The 17,935-nt window shown below is 64.3% G+C and carries 16 protein-coding genes; 6 read left to right on the forward strand and 10 right to left on the reverse strand.

Features of this window, described 5'->3' with window-relative positions; translation table 11 throughout:
- Positions 1–129 precede the first annotated feature (129 nt).
- Entirely contained in the window at positions 130–636 is a 507-nt protein-coding gene (locus M1247_RS22985) for an Rv2253/PknI dimerization domain-containing protein (RefSeq protein WP_317158699.1), read from the forward strand.
- A 70-nt stretch (positions 637–706) separates the two neighbouring features.
- On the opposite strand, the gene M1247_RS22990 is transcribed toward M1247_RS22985, so the two are convergent.
- From M1247_RS22990 to M1247_RS23035, 10 genes are all read right to left on the reverse strand, one after another.
- A complete protein-coding gene (locus M1247_RS22990) occupies positions 707–2,446 on the reverse strand; it encodes an MCE family protein (RefSeq protein WP_317158700.1) in 1,740 nt (579 codons plus the stop codon).
- Positions 2,447–3,820, reverse strand: coding sequence for an MCE family protein (locus tag M1247_RS22995; RefSeq protein ID WP_317158701.1), 1,374 nt, complete (start codon positions 3,818–3,820; stop codon positions 2,447–2,449).
- Positions 3,817–5,346 (reverse strand): MCE family protein, encoded by a 1,530-nt coding sequence (locus tag M1247_RS23000; protein WP_317158702.1) that lies wholly within the window; start codon positions 5,344–5,346, stop codon positions 3,817–3,819. The genes M1247_RS22995 and M1247_RS23000 overlap by 4 nt, the downstream gene beginning before the upstream one ends.
- Entirely contained in the window at positions 5,346–6,431 is a 1,086-nt protein-coding gene (locus tag M1247_RS23005) for an MCE family protein (protein WP_317158863.1), read from the reverse strand. Before M1247_RS23005 ends, M1247_RS23000 begins: the two co-directional genes overlap by 1 nt.
- Entirely contained in the window at positions 6,431–7,456 is a 1,026-nt protein-coding gene (locus M1247_RS23010) for an MCE family protein (protein WP_317158703.1), read from the reverse strand. Before M1247_RS23010 ends, M1247_RS23005 begins: the two co-directional genes overlap by 1 nt.
- Entirely contained in the window at positions 7,453–8,727 is a 1,275-nt protein-coding gene (locus tag M1247_RS23015) for an MCE family protein (RefSeq protein ID WP_410506925.1), read from the reverse strand. Before M1247_RS23015 ends, M1247_RS23010 begins: the two co-directional genes overlap by 4 nt.
- A gap of 18 nt (positions 8,728–8,745) precedes the next feature.
- On the reverse strand, positions 8,746–9,603 hold the full coding sequence (locus tag M1247_RS23020; RefSeq protein ID WP_317158704.1) for an MlaE family ABC transporter permease: 858 nt from the start codon (positions 9,601–9,603) through the stop codon (positions 8,746–8,748).
- 8 nt (positions 9,604–9,611) lie between these two features.
- On the reverse strand, positions 9,612–10,409 hold the full coding sequence (locus M1247_RS23025; protein ID WP_317158705.1) for an MlaE family ABC transporter permease: 798 nt from the start codon (positions 10,407–10,409) through the stop codon (positions 9,612–9,614).
- A 692-nt stretch (positions 10,410–11,101) separates the two neighbouring features.
- Positions 11,102–12,346, reverse strand: coding sequence for a CaiB/BaiF CoA transferase family protein (locus tag M1247_RS23030; RefSeq protein WP_317158706.1), 1,245 nt, complete (start codon positions 12,344–12,346; stop codon positions 11,102–11,104).
- A 28-nt stretch (positions 12,347–12,374) separates the two neighbouring features.
- The gene (locus tag M1247_RS23035; RefSeq protein ID WP_317158707.1) at positions 12,375–13,847 is read right to left on the reverse strand and encodes an aldehyde dehydrogenase family protein; all 1,473 of its coding nucleotides are present in this window, start codon (positions 13,845–13,847) and stop codon (positions 12,375–12,377) included.
- Between the two features lie 266 nt (positions 13,848–14,113).
- Between M1247_RS23035 and M1247_RS23040 the strand changes: the two genes are divergently transcribed.
- From M1247_RS23040 to M1247_RS23060, 5 genes are all read left to right on the forward strand, one after another.
- On the forward strand, positions 14,114–14,815 hold the full coding sequence (locus M1247_RS23040; protein ID WP_317158708.1) for an SDR family NAD(P)-dependent oxidoreductase: 702 nt from the start codon (positions 14,114–14,116) through the stop codon (positions 14,813–14,815).
- A gap of 73 nt (positions 14,816–14,888) precedes the next feature.
- Positions 14,889–15,749, forward strand: a complete 861-nt coding sequence (locus M1247_RS23045) for a mycofactocin-coupled SDR family oxidoreductase (protein ID WP_317158709.1) — start codon at positions 14,889–14,891, stop codon at positions 15,747–15,749.
- 34 nt (positions 15,750–15,783) lie between these two features.
- Complete coding sequence (locus M1247_RS23050; RefSeq protein WP_317158710.1) at positions 15,784–15,978, forward strand: ferredoxin; 195 nt, start codon at positions 15,784–15,786, stop codon at positions 15,976–15,978.
- A 32-nt stretch (positions 15,979–16,010) separates the two neighbouring features.
- Entirely contained in the window at positions 16,011–17,375 is a 1,365-nt protein-coding gene (locus M1247_RS23055) for a cytochrome P450 (protein ID WP_410506928.1), read from the forward strand.
- 210 nt (positions 17,376–17,585) lie between these two features.
- A complete protein-coding gene (locus M1247_RS23060; RefSeq protein ID WP_317158865.1) occupies positions 17,586–17,924 on the forward strand; it encodes a hemophore-related protein in 339 nt (112 codons plus the stop codon).
- Positions 17,925–17,935 lie beyond the last annotated feature (11 nt).

Raw genomic sequence — 17,935 nt, forward strand, 5'->3', positions numbered from 1 at the left:
ATCCGCCTGACCGTAGCCGCAGGACCTCACCGAGCGCTCCGGTCGGGGGCACCGATTCCATGAAGCGGTTTCATCGCAACTGTTATTCTCCTAAGGCGAGAATGGGCCTATCAGCAAAGGAGCTGCCGCATGCCGGCTATCAAGCGAATCGCGGCCGCGGCGGCCGTCGCTTCAGCCACCATGATCGGTTTCGGCGCCGGATCTGCCACTGCCGAAACGGACTGGGGAATCAACGGAACATTCGCCACATCGGTCAACGGCGACTGGGCCAAGGTCAATGAACGCTACGAGGACCAACCGTCAGAGCGCGCCACCTGGACCATCAGCACCCAATGCGTCTCGCCTACCGACTGCGCAGGCACGGTGAACAGTGACCAGGGTTGGTCTGCACCGATCTACACGGAGAACGGCCTGTATTACGTCAAGCGATCGGTCCCGGAATGGCGGTTCTGTGCGGACGGAACCCCGATCGAGGGCCTGCAGGTATACAAGCTCTACCCGGTGGGAGTTGACGGACACGTGGACCTGGCGTCGAGCGAGTACACCGGCGAACAGCAGACCACCGGACCCAGTGGATCGTGTGGGCGCAATCTCTGGCCTGCCATTCGGGCGCCTTTCTACATGAAGAAGATCTAGCGAAACCGCTTCCGCCATAACGAAAGCCGGCCACGGGAAAAGCCCGAGGCCGGTTCCGTCTCATGACGGTCTAGATCGGCAGCATGTCCTGCCACGACTTGGCCGTGGTCGTCAGGTTGGCCTGTTTGTACAGCTTGCCGTCCTCGCCCGAGTACTCCCCGGTCCGCGGGTTGTACTTACTGATCGCCAGCGACGGGCCGGTCGGGCCGCCACCGGAGTAACCGGCAGGCGCAGTCACCGGATCCATCGATGTGGTCGGTGCGGACGGGTCCATCGGTGAACCCGCCGGCGGACCATGCGGTACCGGCACCTCTTGCGGAAGCTGTCCGGGTGGCGTCGGCACCGCATCCAGATCCGGTTCGGGTGGAGGCCCCTGCCCCGGGACAGGTGGTTCGGGGAAGATCGCCGGTCCCGGTGGGAGCGCGCCCGGTCCCATGGCCGGGAAACTCGGTGGCCCTTGCGGTTCCGGCAGCGGCGCAGGTGCACGAACTGCCACACCCGGCGGTAGTGCAGTGCCGTCTATCGGCCCGAACGTGTTGTCGTCGAGTTCCACCCTGGAGTCGGGAGGTATGCCCTGGGAGACCAGGTTCGGATCGAACGGGTACGGACCGAGGGTGTGCTGCCGCTGCGCCAGCGGCTGAAATCCCTTGGGGTCGTTGCACAGTTCGACCGTGGGAGCACGCTTACCCGGATGCTCCATGCACGGATAGTTGCGCGCACCGCGGACCGCGATCGGAGAATCCTGCGGCAGCTTGCAGTAGATGTTGTCCGGCGTGTCGACCACCGACGTGTCGGACGGGGAACGCCACGCCGACGGCGGCAGGAACCCCACGGTACACGAGTTCGGATCGCCGAGCCCGAGCGAGAATTCACCGTTGGGCATACCCGTCGGGTTGTTGGCAGGCAGGTAGGTCTGTGTCTGGGCGACATAGGGTGGGAAGAGCACCAGCACCTGCTCGATCGACGGGTGGTAGGTCACCAGGACCTGACCCAAGGTGGTCATATTCGCCAACAGCACGGGCAGGGTGGGCTTCACCTGCTCCAGCAGACGCGAGGTCTCCTGCGCAAAGCCGGGACCGTTCTTGAGAACCGACCGGAACTGGGGATCACTCTCGACCATCTGACCGGTGATGCCGGCCAGACTGGCCGCCCAGGTCCGGATCGAATCGCTCGTCTGTGCCTGCGCATCGAGGAACGGACCGGAGTCGTCGACCAGCTGTCTGGTCTGGTCCGAGATCGCATTGGCGTCATTAGTGATCGTCGACGCCGAGTCCAACAGTGAGCCGAAGTCGTAACCGGTGCCGTTGAACGCGTTGTACGACTCGTCGAGCAGCTGGCTCAGCTTGTCCTTCGGAATGGTGTTCACCAAAGCGCTGAGCTGATCGAGCATCGGGCCCACCTGCTGCGGAATCGTGGTGTTCGACATCGCGATCACCGACCCGTTCTGCAGGTAGGGCGCCGCGTCGGTGCGCGGCAGCAGATCTACGTACTGCTCGCCGACCGCCGACATGCTGCGGACCTGGGCCTGCAGATCGGCGGGCACCTTCGGGGAACGATCCAGCGAAAGCGTTGCCTCGGCGCCTTTCTCGGTCAACGCAACCGAGGTGACCTTCCCGATCTGCGAGCCCCGGTAGGTCACGTTGCTGAACTGGTACAGCCCACCGGTCGCGGGCAGTTCGAGCTTCACCGTGATCCGGCCGACCCCCAGCAGGGTCGGAATCTGCATATAGGCGAACAGCATGACGGCCACACCGACGATCGAGGCGACGGTGAACAGAATCAGCTGAGTCCGGATAAACCGCGTGAGCATCTATCCACCACCCCCTGTCGTCGGAGCTGGTGGGGCTGCAGGAGCCGGTCCCGGCGAATTGGATTGGGCGCCGTAGGGTCCGGCGAAGATCTGCGCCGGCCCGTCGGGGGCGGGTGGCGGCGGTGCATCGCCCATCCCTGCGAACGGTTGCTGCGGGATCACCGGGAGCACCGGACCCGCATACACCGGCGGCGGTACGGCCGCTTCGGACGACGTGTCGACCGGCGCCGATGCCGGCTCCGGCGGGAACGCGCCGGGCGGCGGCGGGGTCGCGCCTGTCTTGAGCGGGTCGTAGGTGTAGTTGAGGTGGGCCGGATCGCCGGGTGCCGGCACCAGTTGGGCGCCCTCCTGCTCCCAGCGGGTCCCCAGCATGAAGCTGCGCTTGAGCCGCGGAATGGTGAGGTCGATGGTGGCGAACAGGTTGAAGTAGTCGCCTCGGATATCACGGTCGATGAAGCCTTGGGTGAACGGGTAGTGCGCGGCGAACTCCAGGACGCTGGGCAGTTCCGGTCCGACATCAGCCAACGCCGCGAGGGCGGGTTCCAGGTTCCGTAGATTGCGCACGAGGTCAGCCTGGGAGTCGTTCGCCAGCTGGTTGGCGGTATCACTGAATGTGCCGAGCTTCTGCAGCGCGGTGGTCAGCCGGGGGCGTTCTTTGATCAGCACGTCCATCGCCGGAGGTATTTTCTCCAGCGCACGGGTGATGACATCGCGCTGGCCGGCGAAAGTCGCAGCCAACCGGTTCAGTGACTGGATCGAGGCCACGATGTTGTCACGTTGGGCATCCAGCGTCCCGACGAAGGTATCCAACCGGGTGAGCAGATTGCGGAAGTCATCTTCCCGACCGTTGACCGCGGTGCTGAAATTGTGGATGACATCGCCGATCTGGCCGAGCCCGCCGCCATTGACCACGGCGGCCAACGAGGACAACGTCTGCTCGGTCGTCGGGTAGGTCGATGCGTCGTTCAGTGGGATGGTCGAGCCCGGCGGCAATGCGCCCTCAGCCGGTTTGCCGACCGGCGGATTGACGGCCAGGTGCATCGAACCCAGCAGGCTGGTCTGACCGATGCTGGCAACCACATTGGCCGGGATCACCACGTCGGGCTTCACCGAGAATTCGACTTCGGCATGCCAGTCCCTGACCGACATGCGGCGCACGCTGCCGACGACGACGTCGTTCATCATCACCGGTGAATTCGGTTCCAACGTCGCGACATTGCCGATCTCGACGTGGTAGACGCTGGATTCCGCGCCACGGCCTACCGCGCCGGGCAACGGCAGTGAGTTGACCCCCTGAAAGGCACAACCACTGGCCGTCAAGGCGACGCAGGACCCGGCGGCCAGCGACAATCGGAGCCGTTTTCCGCTGATCATGCGGGGGGCATCCCTTCTGGCGGTGATGGCGGTGCAGGAACGTCGACCGGGGCGGGCCCCGCATCAGGGCCGGGGGCCGGTCCCGGAGCCGGACCAGCCGCGGGGTCCAGTGGAGCCTCGGCCGGTAATGGACCGGGGGGAGGCGCCGGGGGCGTATCCGCCGGATTGAGCATGTCCCGTACCGAGGACGGCACGTTCGGCGGCACCACCGGTGGAGCGCCCGGGAGCATCTCCTGCGCTCCCGGTCCCGGGACCCCCGGCGGGCGGCCGGTGAACGGCGCCGGCGGTGGGGGGCCCGGTACATAGGCGGACTGCGACGGCGGGATCGGGATGTCCGGCGTCTCAGGTGAGCCGCCACCGCCCCCTGGCGCCAGGCCCGGTTCGGAGTAGACGATGTTCTCCGGATTCGCAGACGGTGCGAGGTACGGCTGGACCGGGAACGGCATGTTGTTGACGCTCAACAGCCGCATGGCCGGGCCGAGGTATTGCGCACACAGTTTCGCCGTCTCCGGAGCCGTTGTGTTCTCGACCGCGCCGATGGCACCGCAGATGAACTGGACCGGGTTGGAGAACCCGTGCAATACGAATTGGCCTACCGGACTGCCGGTGTCGGGGTTGTAGATGTTGTAGGCGTTGACCAGGGCGTTGGGGGTGATGTGTAGCAGGTTCTCCACGTTCACCTTGTTGTCGACCAGAATCTGGGTGACGTTGGCCAGCCGCTGAACCTGCTCGGAGGTCTGGTCGCGCGAACCTGCGATGAAACGCCGCACCTCGACGGCCGCGGTCGACAAATCCGTCAACGCTGCATCCAGGTCCGACCGGCTGCCGTCGATGACGCTGGTCAACGTTGCCAGCCGATTCTGGAAGGACACCACCTGCACATTGCTGTCCCGGAGTGCGGTGACGAAGGTCTGCAGGTTCTTGATGACATCGACGATGTTGCCACTGCCCTCGGCGAGGACGCGGGCCACCCCGGACAGCTGGGTGATGGTCTCGCGCAGCTTTTCTCCGTTGCCGTCCAAGGCGTTGGCGGCACTGTCGATGAACCGCGACACTGAGGTGCCGTCCACCCCGTTCTTGGGTCCGAGTTCGGTGGACAGCCGCATCAGCTGCTCTTTCACCTCATCCCATTCGACCGGTACCGCGGTGTGCTCGACACCGATTACGGCGTTGTCGGGCAGCGTCGGACCGCTCGACCGGTAGGCCGGCGTCAGCTGCACATAACGTGCCGCAACCAGGTTCTGCGCCACGATGATTGCTTTCGCGCCATCCGGTATCGGCACCGCGCGGTCGACCTTCAGTACCACCCGGGTCTGGGTACCCTCCGGTTTGATCGAATCGATGGTGCCGACTTTCACACCAGACACCCGAACCTCGTCGCCGGGATAGATACCGGTGGCCGAGGTGAAATACGCCGAGATGGTTTTCGGCGCAAAGAACGCCTGGCGCACCAGGACCCCTGCGCCTGCGACGAGTAGCGCCGCCAGCACCACCGACAAACCGGTGATCAAACGCTTGCGGTTCATCAGCGGGATCCTCCGGGAATTCCGTTGTACGGGAACGGGAACTCGGCCCGCGGGCCCGCATTGTCGGGGGGTTGTCCGGCGTTGTTGCCGCGCCGGAACCCGAAGGCGTAGTCCATGAATGGCTGCAGTGCGGCCTGGCTCACCAACAGGTTCGGTACGAATGCGTTGTAGTACGGACCGTTGGCCAGGGTTTCGGCCTGGGCCAACCAGAATTTCTTCATGTCGGGAAGCATCTTGTTGATGTTGTCGCGGTTCTTCTCCAGGATTTCGGTCACCCGGTTGAGTCGCTCCAGTGTCGGCGCCAACTCTTTCTCGTTGTCGGCCACCAGGCCGCTGAGTTGTTGGGATACCGCCGAAGTGTTGGCCAGCAGGTCCACGATGGCCTGCCTGCGGTCGTTGAGGACCCCCAGAAGATCATTCGCGTTGAGAATCAACGTGTTCAGCTGCTGACTGCGCTGTGAAAGGACCTGCGTCGTATCGGCGGCACTCTTCAGCAGGCCGGCCAGACTCTCGTTGCGGCCGTTGATCGACTTGGACAACCGGCTCAGACCGTCGAACGTAGGGCCGAGTTTCGGTGCCAGCTGGTCAATTGTCGCCGACAGGGTGTCCAACGACTGGTTCAGCGATGCGGTATCGGTGCCCGCCGTGCTGGTGGTCAAGTCACCGACTGCATCAGTCAGTGAGTACGGCGACGACGTCCGCGACGTCGGGATCACATCGGTCGACCGCAAGGTGCCGCTGCCGTCGGACTCCAGTGTCAGCACACGCTCGCCGAGCAGCGACCCGGTCCGGATGTGCGCCGAGGTCAACGCGCCCAGTGACTGCTTGCCCTCGGTCGTGAAGGTGACCCGTGCATCGCCGTTCTGCAGCGAAACATCGGTGACCGACCCGATCTTGATGCCCGACAGCGTGACATCGTTTCCGACAGCGATACCGCCGGCCTCGGTGAACAGCGCCTCGTGGCGCACCGAGCTGGCCCACTGCATCAACCGTTCCGGTTGCAGCCCGACCGCTATCACCAGAATCATCAACACGGTGCCGATGAAGCCGGCCTTGATCAGTTTCGAATCGCGGTACTTGAGCATCAGGGCTCCGCGCACCTCCCGCCTTCTTGTTTGATCCAGGGGAAGACCGCGGTTCGGCCCTGAAGATCGGTAACGCGCAGGTTGAGTCCGCAGACGTAGTACATGATCCAGCTGCCGTAGGACCCGAGCCGAGCCATCTTGCGATAGTTGTCCGGGCCCTTCTGCAGCCCGCGGTCGAGGACAGCCTTGTTGTCGTCGAGCAGCGGTGCCAGCCGGTTGAGCTGATCAACAGTCCCGGCCAGCGGCGGGCGCGCCTCGGTCAGCAGGCTCGCCAGGGATGCGGTGCCGTTGTCCAGCGACGTGATGGCCGTGCCGATCGGGTCGCGGTCCTGCGACAGACCACTCACCAACTGCTCGAGCCGGTCGACGGTTCCGGAGAACTTGTCACCGTCCTTGGCCAGCGTGCCGACCACGACGTTCAGGTTGTCGATGAGCTGCTGGATGACCTCGTTGTTGTCGCCCAGTGTGTTGGAGAACGACGAGGTCTTGCTCATCAGCGAATCGAGGGTGTCACCCTGCCCCTGGAAGATCTGGATCAGCGAGGAGGTCAGGGCATTGACGTCCTTGGGGTTCAGCCCCTGGATGACCGGGCGCAAACCACCCAGCAGCAGATCGAGGTCAAGCGCACTTTCGGTGCGCTCCTTGGGAATCCGCGAGCCGGACGGCAGCAGCCTGGTCGACCCGGGGCTGTCGAGCAGTTCGAGATACCGGTCACCGACAAGGTTCAGATAACGGACCGCGGCCTTGGTGCCGGTGGTCAGAGCGATACTGCGATCGGCGTCGAAATCGACCAGCACCGACTTGTCCGGTTGCAGTGAAACGCTTTTGACCGTGCCGACTCGCACACCGGCGACCCGCACCGAATCACCGGACTCCAGCCGTGAAGCGTCACCGAACACCGCCGAATAGCGGGAGTAACTGCCACCCCGGTATTCGGAGAACGTCATGAACAGGAATGCGGTGAGCACCGCCATCACGACCGCGAATGCCCCGAACTTGAAGAACGTGCTCTTGCCGCGGGTCATCCGGGCTGTCCGATCTGTGCGGTGTTGCGCGGCGGTCCGTCCAACGGCCCGAACAACATCTGCTTGAGGCCGTCGGAATTGAGCAGAATCCCCTGGTTCCCGTACTGCCACGGATTGGCATTGGTATCGGTGACAAGGTATTTCGCACGGTTTCCGAAACCGACGTTGGGCAGCCCCATACAGTGCGGTCCACCCTTGGCCGCGACCTTGGGCAGGTTCTGGGGATACCGGTAGCGCTCGATGCCCAGTGTGAACGCCAACTGCACGACGATGCCCGGATCCATCGCCGGAGGCTGGTTCTTCACCGTGACCATGCCCTGCAGCGCGCACTTGAGCGCCGGTGAGTACTCATTGAGCAGATCGGTCGTCGGCGCCAACAGACTCAGCGTGGTGCTGAGTGCCTGCCGGTTGCTGCCGACCACATCGTTGCCGACGTCGGCCAGGCCGATCGCGCTCACCAGGAAGGCATCGAGGTTGTTCTGCTCCGCGACGATGGTGTCGCTGATCCGGTTGGTGTTGTCGAGAGTGCGCAGTAGATCCGGTGCGGCATCGCCATAGGCGTTCGACACCGCGGACATCGCCTCGATGTCATGCGACAGGTTGGGCAGGCTCGGTTCCAGTTTGGCCAGCAGCGCCTCGAAGTCGGTCAGCGTCTGTCCCATCTTCTCACCCCGTCCCGAGAACGCGGCCGACATCGCGCCCAGGGTTTCGTTCAGCTTGACCGGGTCGATCTTGTCCAGGACCTGGGTGAGTTGCTGGAAGACCGTGTTGATCTCGACGGTCACGTGGTCGCCGGTCAGCACCGATCCGGCGGGCATGGTGCCCTCCGGATTCTCCGGCGGGACCAGGTTGACGAACTTCGCGCCGAACACCGTCGACGACGCGATATCGGCCGTTGCGTTGCCGGGGATCAGCCGCAGCTGGGACGGATCCATTTCCAGGTGCAACGCGGCTCTGCCGTCGGGTAGCGATTCGATCGTCCCGACCTTGCCCACCTGGACACCGCGCATCTTGACTTTGGCGTCCGGGTTCATCACCAGGCCGGCACGCTCGGAAATCACGGTCAGGGGAACCGTTTTGGTGAAGCTGCCGCGGAACAGCGCGACCGCCAGCGCAACGATCAGGCCGACCACGACCACGGTCGTCAAACCTGCCAACGGGCGGGCGTAGCCGCCGGCGCCGAAGCTGCGTCCGGCACGGGCTGCCACCGGCCTTGCCGCGCTGGTGGTTTCGGACCGGTGGGCTGGGCCCGGGCCGACGTTACGTGTCACTGTGTCTCTCCCCGACCGCTAGCCACTCAGGTTGAAGTTTCCGTTGGAGCCGTACACCGAAAGTGACACCAGCAGCGTCACCGATACCACCACGATCAACGAGGTCCGCACTGCATTACCGACCGCGACCCCCACCCCCGACGGGCCGCCGCTCGCGAAATACCCGAAGTACGTGTGGATCAGGAGAATGGTGAGCGCCATCAGCACGGCCTGCAGAAACGACCACAGCAGGTCGATCGGGTTCAGGAACGTGTCGAAGTAGTGGCTGTACAGACCACCGGACTGTCCGAGCAACACCACCGTGGTGAACTGCGATGCCAGAAACGACAGGATCACCGCAATCGCATACAGCGGCGTGATCGCGATCATGCCGGCCACGATGCGCGTCGACACCAGATACTCCACCGGTCGGATGGCCATCGCCTCCAGGGCGTCGATCTCCTCGTTGATGCGCATCGCACCCAACTGGGCGGTCACCCCGGCACCGAAGGTGGCGGCCAGGCCGATACCCGCGACCACCGGCGCGGCGATGCGCACGTTGATGAACGCCGACAAGAATCCGGTCAACGCCTCGATACCGATGTTGCCCAACGAGGAGTAACCCTGGATCGCCAACACCCCGCCGGTGGCCAGGGTCAAGAACCCGACGATCACCACGGTGCCGCCGATCATTGCCAACGTGCCCGCACCCATGGAGATCTCGGCGATCAACCGGACAAGTTCCTTGCGGTAGTGCAGCGCCGCGTGCGGCGTGCCTCCCAGGGCCTTGACGTAGAACAGTGTGTGATCGCCGATACGGCCCAACGTCGACACCGGCTTGTTGAACTGGCGGGTCAACCGCGGGTATGTCGACCGCAGAATCGTCATGGTTCCCATGGCTGCGCCTAACCCGTCGTCATCCGGATACCGATGGCGGTGACCACCACGTTGATCACGAACAACGCCATGAACGCGTACACCACGGTCTCATTGACCGCATTGCCCACCGCCTTCGCACCGCCACCGGTGATCGTCAACCCGCGGTAACACGCCACCATCCCGGCGATCAGCCCGAACAACGCCGCCTTCACACACGAAATCGCCACCTCCGGTACCCCGGTCAGCAACGTGATGCCCGCCGCGAACGCACCGGGATTCACGTCCTGGATGAACACCGAGAACACGTAACCGCCCAGGATGCCGATGATCACCACCAGACTGTTGAGCAACAACGCGACGAGACCCGAGGCAAGGATCCTGGGCGTCACCAACCGCTGCACCGGGTTGATGCCCAGCACCTCCATGGCGTCGATCTCCTCGCGGATGGTGCGCGACCCCAGGTCCGCACACATCGCGGTCGCACCCGCGCCTGCAACGATCAGCACCGTCACCATCGGACCCAGCTGGGTCACGGCACCGAACGCCGCACCGGCACCGGACAGGTCGGCAGCACCCAACTCCCGCAACAAGATGTTGAGGGTGAAACTCACCAACACCGTGAACGGGATCGCCACCAAGAGCGTCGGCGCCATCGACACCCGAGCCACAAACCAGCACTGCTCCAGAAACTCCCGACCCTGAAACGGCCGGCGGAACGCAAACTTGATCGCATCCAGCGACATTGAGAACAATGCGCCGACAGCCTGCATCGGCCCTGACAGATTGCGTACCAGGGGAACGCCGGTCGACCATCTATCCGCCATGAGAACTCCCGTCCCGGCCGGTGACCGCCGACACCGTGGTCGAGCCGCAGCTATTGTGCGCCAGGCCGATTCGGGCGCCGTCGAGGGCTACCCTCCTCATGCCGCGACCACCGGTTCACAGGCGTTGCCGTACTCGGGAGTGGCGTACCGCTGTGGGATCCGGAGTTCCGGGCCAGTTACCTTGAACGGTACCCGTACGGCAACACCGTCCGGGTCCCCACTGTCCGCGAATTTTCCTGCCTCCCAACATACTTTCGCATCAAAGGCGCGCATGTCCGCAGCACGCGAAATCTGCACGTCGGTACCAGGAATCACCGTCCCTGGGGGGAACGGCCGCGCCCCTCGTTCGCACCGGATCACCTGAGCCTCCCCGCTCGTCACAGTGATACCTGACAAACTTGCCTGCTCAACCGCAACCAAGGGGCCGATGGTATCGGACTCTGCCGGTGCCGCGAGGGCAAACAAGCTAGAACTTGCTCCGGTGGTTGGCAATTGAGGCGGCTCGCCTGTACACAGCGCCCCCACTTTGTCATGGTCTACCCCCGTCACAAGTACCGGGGTGTCCGGCCACGCGGCGGCAGGCCCGATGTCGACGCCGAGGTCTTCGTCGTCGCCGACCGTTCTGCGATGCCGGCTTCCCCGGCACGGCAGGAAGGTCCCGATGGACGCGATAGAGGGCATATGAGCTCGGCCTAGGTAACGGCGCCGGCCGTTTTGAGCTCGATGATCCGGTCCCAGTCCAAACCCAACTCGACCAGGATGTCGTCGGTCTGTTCGGCGAAGCCCGGCGCCGGACCTGTGCTGGGCGCGCCGACGTCGAACTGCACCGGGTTGGTCACCAGTTCGAGCTCGCCTGCCTGCAGGATGTATTCGTTGGCCCGGACCTGGGCGTCGGCGGCGGCTTGCAGGGTGTCCTGCACCGGGGCCCATGGACCGGCCAGCGTCGTGAAGCGTTCACTCCACTCGGGAAGGGGCCGCTTCTTCATCGCCTCGGTGAGAATCTCCACCGCCGCGGCCGTGTTCTCTGCGAACGACTCGGCCGTCGCGAACCTCTCATCGTCGATGTAGTGGTCGAGTTCCATGTGGCGGCACACGTCGGCCCAGAACTTGGTCGGCTGCATCATCACGAACGAGATGTAGCGGTCGTCCGCGGTCGCGTACAGGCCCACGAGCGGATTGATCGGCGAGCCGTGGATCCCGGGCGGCGGGGTCACCATCAGCTGGTTCAGGTGTTGGGTCAGAGCAACGGTGTGGCCCATCGACCACAGCCCGCTGCCCAGCAGCGAGACGTCGACCACGGACGGCTCGCCGGTGCGTTCCCGTTTGAGTAGTGCCGCGGCGATGCCCCCGGCCAGGTTGGTGCCCGAGATGGTGTCGCCGTAGGCAGGCCCTGGCGGCGCGATCATTCCGTCGGTTCCTGGCGGGGTGATCGTCGCCGCCGTACCGGCCCGACACCAGAACGCGGTCATGTCATAACCGCCCTTGCCCGATTCCTCGCCCCGGGGACCCAGCGCGCTGCCGCGGGCATAGATGATGTCGGGGTTGACCGCGCGGATGTCGTCGACATCGATGCCGAACTTCTGCCGGTGCCCGGGCAGGAAGCTCGTCAGGAACACGTCGGCGCGCCGCGCCAGTTCCAACAGAACCTCCCGGCCCTCCGGCACCGACATGTCCAGCCCGATGCTGCGCTTGCCGCGGTTGGCATGCTCGATGTTCGGGTTGGGGTCACCCTCGACGCGCAACGGCCCGGTCTGACGCAACCCGCGCTGCGGATCGCCGGTCACGGCGTGCTCGACCTTGATGACGTCGGCGCCCCACTCCCCCAGCACGGCCCCGGCTGACGGTACGAAGCCGTACATCGCCACCTCGAGGACACGGATGCCTGCCAAGGGCCCGGACTCGTTCCCCGGTGCGCTTCGCTCCTGCCCGCCGGTCATAGCTCTCTCCTCTTCGCGCAAGCGCTCATCAGCTCACCACGCGGGCGAACGTCTTGGACTCCAGAAACTCCTCAAGTCCCGCGGTGCCCATCTCGCGGCCGATACCCGACTGCTTGTAGCCCCCGAACGGACTGTCCGGACTGAAGTAGTTGCCGCCGTTGATGGAGAACGTCCCGGTCCTGATCCGGCGGGCCACCGCCAGCGCGCGGTCCTCGCTGCCGAACACCGCGCCCGACAGCCCGTAGATCGAGTTGTTCGCGATGCGCACCGCATCGTCGTCGTCTTCGTAGGCGATGACCGCCAGAACAGGTCCGAAGACCTCTTCCTGTGCGATTTCGCTGTCGGGATCCACATCCGCCAGCAGGGTGGGCGTATAGAAATAGCCGGGCTCCACCTTCTCGCCGCCGGTCACCAGGGTGGCCCCGGCCTCGACGGCGCGTTTGACCATGCCGTCGACCTTGTCGCGCTGACGCTCGCTGATCAGTGGCCCCATGTAATTCGACGGATCCGCTGGGTTTCCAAACCGCACGTGCCCGAAGTTGTTCTTGACGAGCTCGACGATCTCGTCTTTGTGCTTGGCGGGCACCAGCAGCCGCGAGGTCAGCGCGCAGCCCTGACCGGCATGCGTGACCATGCTGAACGCCGAGAACAATGCCGCAGTGCCGAAGTCGGCATCGTCGAGCACGATCGCGGCGGACTTGCCGCCCAGTTCGAGGAACACCTTCTTGAGGGTCTCGCTCGCGGCGGCCATGATGCGCCGCCCCGTCGGCGTCGACCCGGTGAACGTCACCATGTCGACGTCCGGGCTCGTGGTGAGCACCGCACCGACTTCGGGATCCGCTCCGGACAGGATGTTGACGACGCCTGCCGGGATGTCGGTGTGGTTGGCGATCAGCTCACCGAGTGCCAGCGTGATGAGCGGGGTGTCGGGCGCAGCCTTGAGCACCACGGTGCAGCCGGCGGCCAGCGCAGGTGCGAGCTTGGCCAGGGCGAGCTGGTTGGGATAGTTGTAGGCGATGATCGCGGCCACCACGCCGCCGGCTTCCTTCTCGACCCACCGGTGGTGCTGCATGCCGCGGCTCTCGATGTTCCCGAGGTCCTCGGTCAACGGGTAGGTCGCCAGCAGCTCGGCGTAGTACCGCACGATGTCGATCGGCTGATCGAGCTGCGCGCCTGCGCACAACGCCGCGGTGGCGCCGACTTCCGCAGTAGTCATTGCGGCCAGCTCGTCCCGGTGGTCGATGAGCGCTTGGTGGAACTGCTCCAGGCAATGCACGCGCAGTTCGGTGTTGGTCGCCCATTCCGTGTTGTCGAAAGCGTCACGCGCCGCGGCGACGGCAGCCTCGGCGTCGGCAACGGTGGCATCGGGTGCGTATCCCAGCACGTCGCCCGTTGCAGGGTTGACGGAAGGAAACGTCCGCGGGGTTTCACGCAGTTCGCCGCCGATCAACATCTTCCGGTCTGCCTGATTCACGTCCGCGATCGTCGGCGTTTCCTGCATCATCCTCCTCAGCGATTTACACAGTGTGATGGAAACTTCATTCTCATCACCGGCGAATCATACATTCGCAACATGAGAACTCAAGGGAAACCTAGATTGGCTAGTCATAGGGTATGCAGACCCGCCGCAAGCCCTACGCGCGTCGCATTGGGGATGTGGTCAGATCTTGCGAGATGTACACCTCCGAGAGTACGGTTCTCATAATCGGAAGGATGATTCTTGATGCTTGAGCCACCCGAGTCCCACCTGGTACCCGGAGACCTGTCGTGAAGAATGCAGTCGTCACCGGTGGCGGTTCCGGCATCGGTGCCGCCATCGCTGCGCGGTTGCGTGCCGATGGCCTCAACGTGGCGACACTGGATCTGCAGCCCTCTGACGACGATTTCGCCCACGTCGCCGACGTGACCGACCGTGCCGCCGTCGACAACGCACTCGATGCCATCCGGGCACAGCTCGGTCCGGTCTCGGTGCTCGTCAACGCGGCCGGGCTCGACTGCTTCAAACGCTTCACCGACATTTCCTTCGACCGGTGGCAGCGCGTGATCGACGTCAACCTCAACGGAACGTTCCACTGCATCCAGGCCGTGCTGCCCGAGATGATCGAGGCCGGCTGGGGCCGCATCGTCAACATCTCCTCCTCCAGCACGCATTCTGGACAGCCCTTCATGGCGCCCTACGTGGCGGCCAAGTCCGCGATCAACGGGCTCACGAAATCCCTGGCTCTGGAATATGGCCCGCTGGGAATCACCGTCAATGCCGTGCCCCCCGGCTTCATCGACACCCCGATGCTGCGCAAGGCCGGGGAGCGCGGATTCCTCGGTGACGTCGAGCAGCAGATCGCCCAGACGCCGGTACGACGGATCGGCAGGCCCGAGGACATCGCGGCCGCGTGCGCCTTCTTCGTCTCCGAGGAAGCCGGCTACATCACCGGGCAGATCCTCGGGGTCAACGGCGGACGCAATACCTAGGCGGACGCGAGGAGCAAACCGTTGATCCAGGCACCAGCCAAACAGCTGCGAAGCACACTGAAAGGACAGTTCTGTGGGACGTGTTGAGGGCAAGGTCGCATTCATCACCGGCGCCGCACGCGGTCAGGGCCGCAGCCACGCCGTGCGACTGGCCGAAGAGGGTGCCGACATCATCGCGGTGGACCTCTGCGAGAACGTCGAGACCATCGGTTACGCGATGGCGACTCCCGAGGACCTCGAGGAAACCGCGAAGTTCGTCGAGAAGACCGGCCGCCGGATCGTCACCGCCAAGGCCGACGTTCGCGAGGCCAGCCAACTCAAGGCCGCCCTCGAGGCGGGCCTGGCCGAGTTCGGCAAGGTCGACATCGTGGTGGCACAGGCCGGCGTCGCGGCCATGAAGGGCCAGCCTCCGATGCAGGCCTGGACCGACGGCATCAACACCAACCTGATCGGCACCATCAACGCCATTCAGGTCGCGCTGCCCCACCTTGCCGAGGGTGCCTCGATCATCGCGACCGCCTCGGCCGCCGCGTTGATGGATGCGAGCAACAAGCCCAACCCGGGCGCGGATCCGGGCGGCATGGGGTACATGGTCTCGAAGAAGATGATCTCCGAGTACGTGCACTACCTCGCCACCGAACTTGCCGTCCGCGGCATCAGGGCCAACGTCATCCACCCGACGAACTGCAACACCAACATGTTGCAGAGCGAGCCGATGTACCGCTCGTTCCGGCCGGATCTGGAGAATCCCACCCGCGCCGATGCCGAGCCGGTCTTCGGCATCCAGCAGGCGATGAAGGTGAACTTCATCGAGCCCGAGGACATCAGCAACGCCGTGTTGTGGCTGGCGTCGGACGAGTCCCGGTACGTCACCGGCATGCAGTTGCGGGTCGATGCGGGTGGCTATCTCAAGTGGTACGACTACCACGTCTAATGCGACATCCATCAACGCGGAAGGAGTTGGCGCAGTGAAAGTTTCGGTTGACGGAAGTCGCTGCCAGGGCCATACCCTGTGCGCGATGATCGCCCCTGACTCATTCGAACTGGACGATGTCGACGGTCATTCCTCACCGGTGTCCGACATCGTGCCCGTCGACCAGGAGGATCTGGTTCGCGAAGCCGCCCACTCATGCCCGGAGCAGGCCATCCTCCTCGAGGACTAGAGCTGAATATCAAGGGAGACAACGCCGTGAGCATCGACAGCGATGAGCCCACGACAGACGACGACCGTAAGAAGAACAGTTACCACTTCGACCGGCATACGCCGGAGTACCGGTTGCAGTTCGAGAAGATCACCGAGGAGATGCACGCCCGGTGTCCGATGGCGTGGACCGACGTGTACAACGGGCACTGGGTGGCCGCGGGCAGCAAGGAAGTGTTCGAACTTGCCCGCTGTCCCGCGGTGTCCAACGACCACGACCTCACCGGTGAGGGCACCGGCTACGAGGGCATCAGCATCCCGTTGGCCAGCCGGGCCGCCACGGTGCGTGGCGGAATCCTGGAAATGGACGAGCCCGATCACAGCACCTACCGCGGCGCACTCAATCCGTATCTCTCCCCGGCAGCGATCAAGCGGTGGGTGCCGTTCGTCGACGAGATCACCAGAGCGGCTCTCGACGAGAAGATCGAGACCGGACGCATCGACTTCGTCGATGACCTGGCCAACGTCGTACCCGCGGTGCTCACGCTGGCGATGATGGGCCTTGACCTCAAGAAATGGAACGTCTACAGCGAACCCACCCATGCCTCGGTGTACACCCCGGAGCACTCGCCGGACCGCGAGAAGATCAACGAGCAGCACCGTGAAATGGGCATCGACCTACTCACCAACATGTTCGCGATGAAGGAGAATCCACGGCCGGGCCTGATCAACGCCCTGCTGCAGTTGCGGATCGACGGCGAACCCGCTCCCGATATGGAGATCCTGGGCAACCTCGGACTCATCATCGGCGGCGGCTTCGACACCACCACCGCACTCACCGCGCATGCGCTGGAGTGGTTGGGCGAGCACCCCGATCAGCGCGAACTGCTCAGCCGCGAACGCGACACGCTGCTCAACCCGGCCACCGAGGAGTTCCTGCGCTTCTTCACCCCCGCACCCGGTGACGGCCGCACCTTCTCCGAGGACGTCGAGATCGAGGGAACCAGCTTCAAAGAGGGTGAGCGGTTGTGGATCTCATGGGCGATGGCCAATCGGGATCCCGCGGTGTTCGAGGATCCCAACAAAATCGTCATGGATCGAAAAGGCAACCGGCATTTCAGTTTCGGCATCGGCGTGCACCGGTGCGTGGGTTCCAACGTCGCGCGCACGGTGTTCAAATCGATGCTCACCGCGGTGCTCGATCGGATGCCGGATTACGTGTGCGATCCCGCGGGCACCGTGCACTACGACAGCATCGGGGTGATCCAGGGTATGCGCAATCTGCCCGCTACGTTCACCCCCGGCAAGCGGATGGGTCCGGGACTGGACGAGACGCTGGACAAGCTGCAGCGCATTTGCAACGAGCAGGAACTCGCCCGGCCCATCACCGAACGTAAGGAAGCCGCGGTCATCGAATAATTGCGTCTGAGCCGAGGATTGCAGCCACATACTGACGACGATCCTCGGCACAAGCACCTCGAATCCGAAACATCCCTGTCGCGCCCGGTTGCGCGAAATCAAGATCACAGGCCGCGAGTGCGGCCTGTTAACCTCGATTGAAGTCGGTTCGCGCCGACATCTGAGCAAACACGCCGCCCGATGGGCGCGATGAAACGTGGGGTGGAGAACATGGTCAAACTGTCACGCAAGAATCTGGCGATCGCGCTCGGTGGGCTGGCATTGTCGGTGCCGCTGTCGGTCGGTGTGGCGTCCGCTCAGCCCGACTTCGGTCCCGTCGTCCATACGACGTGCACCTACGACCAGGTGATCGCCGCGCTCAACGCGGAACAGCCACAGCTCGCGCAGGAATTCAACACGTCGCCGTTCGCCCAGGGCGCACTGAGGAACTTCCTGGCCTCCCCCGTCGACCAGCGGCAGCAGACGGTGGCACAGCTGCAGGGCCACCCGATGGCACAGCAGTACTTCGGGCCGATCAGCTCGATCGCCGGTAGCTGCAACAACTACTGAGCCGTTCCCGG

It is taken from the genome of Mycobacterium appelbergii, assembly GCF_032883035.1.
GTDB lineage: Bacteria > Actinomycetota > Actinomycetes > Mycobacteriales > Mycobacteriaceae > Mycobacterium > Mycobacterium appelbergii.

Coding starts and splice junctions, on each gene's coding strand:
- M1247_RS23025 (WP_317158705.1), bottom strand. CDS start 10,409: ATGGCGGATAGATGGTCGACCGGCGTTCCCCTGGTACGCAATCTGTCA.
- M1247_RS23060 (WP_317158865.1), top strand. CDS start 17,586: ATGGTCAAACTGTCACGCAAGAATCTGGCGATCGCGCTCGGTGGGCTG.
- M1247_RS22995 (WP_317158701.1), bottom strand. CDS start 3,820: ATGATCAGCGGAAAACGGCTCCGATTGTCGCTGGCCGCCGGGTCCTGC.
- M1247_RS23030 (WP_317158706.1), bottom strand. CDS start 12,346: ATGACCGGCGGGCAGGAGCGAAGCGCACCGGGGAACGAGTCCGGGCCC.
- M1247_RS22985 (WP_317158699.1), top strand. CDS start 130: ATGCCGGCTATCAAGCGAATCGCGGCCGCGGCGGCCGTCGCTTCAGCC.
- M1247_RS23005 (WP_317158863.1), bottom strand. CDS start 6,431: ATGCTCAAGTACCGCGATTCGAAACTGATCAAGGCCGGCTTCATCGGC.
- M1247_RS22990 (WP_317158700.1), bottom strand. CDS start 2,446: ATGCTCACGCGGTTTATCCGGACTCAGCTGATTCTGTTCACCGTCGCC.
- M1247_RS23010 (WP_317158703.1), bottom strand. CDS start 7,456: ATGACCCGCGGCAAGAGCACGTTCTTCAAGTTCGGGGCATTCGCGGTC.
- M1247_RS23020 (WP_317158704.1), bottom strand. CDS start 9,603: ATGGGAACCATGACGATTCTGCGGTCGACATACCCGCGGTTGACCCGC.
- M1247_RS23000 (WP_317158702.1), bottom strand. CDS start 5,346: ATGAACCGCAAGCGTTTGATCACCGGTTTGTCGGTGGTGCTGGCGGCG.
- M1247_RS23035 (WP_317158707.1), bottom strand. CDS start 13,847: ATGCAGGAAACGCCGACGATCGCGGACGTGAATCAGGCAGACCGGAAG.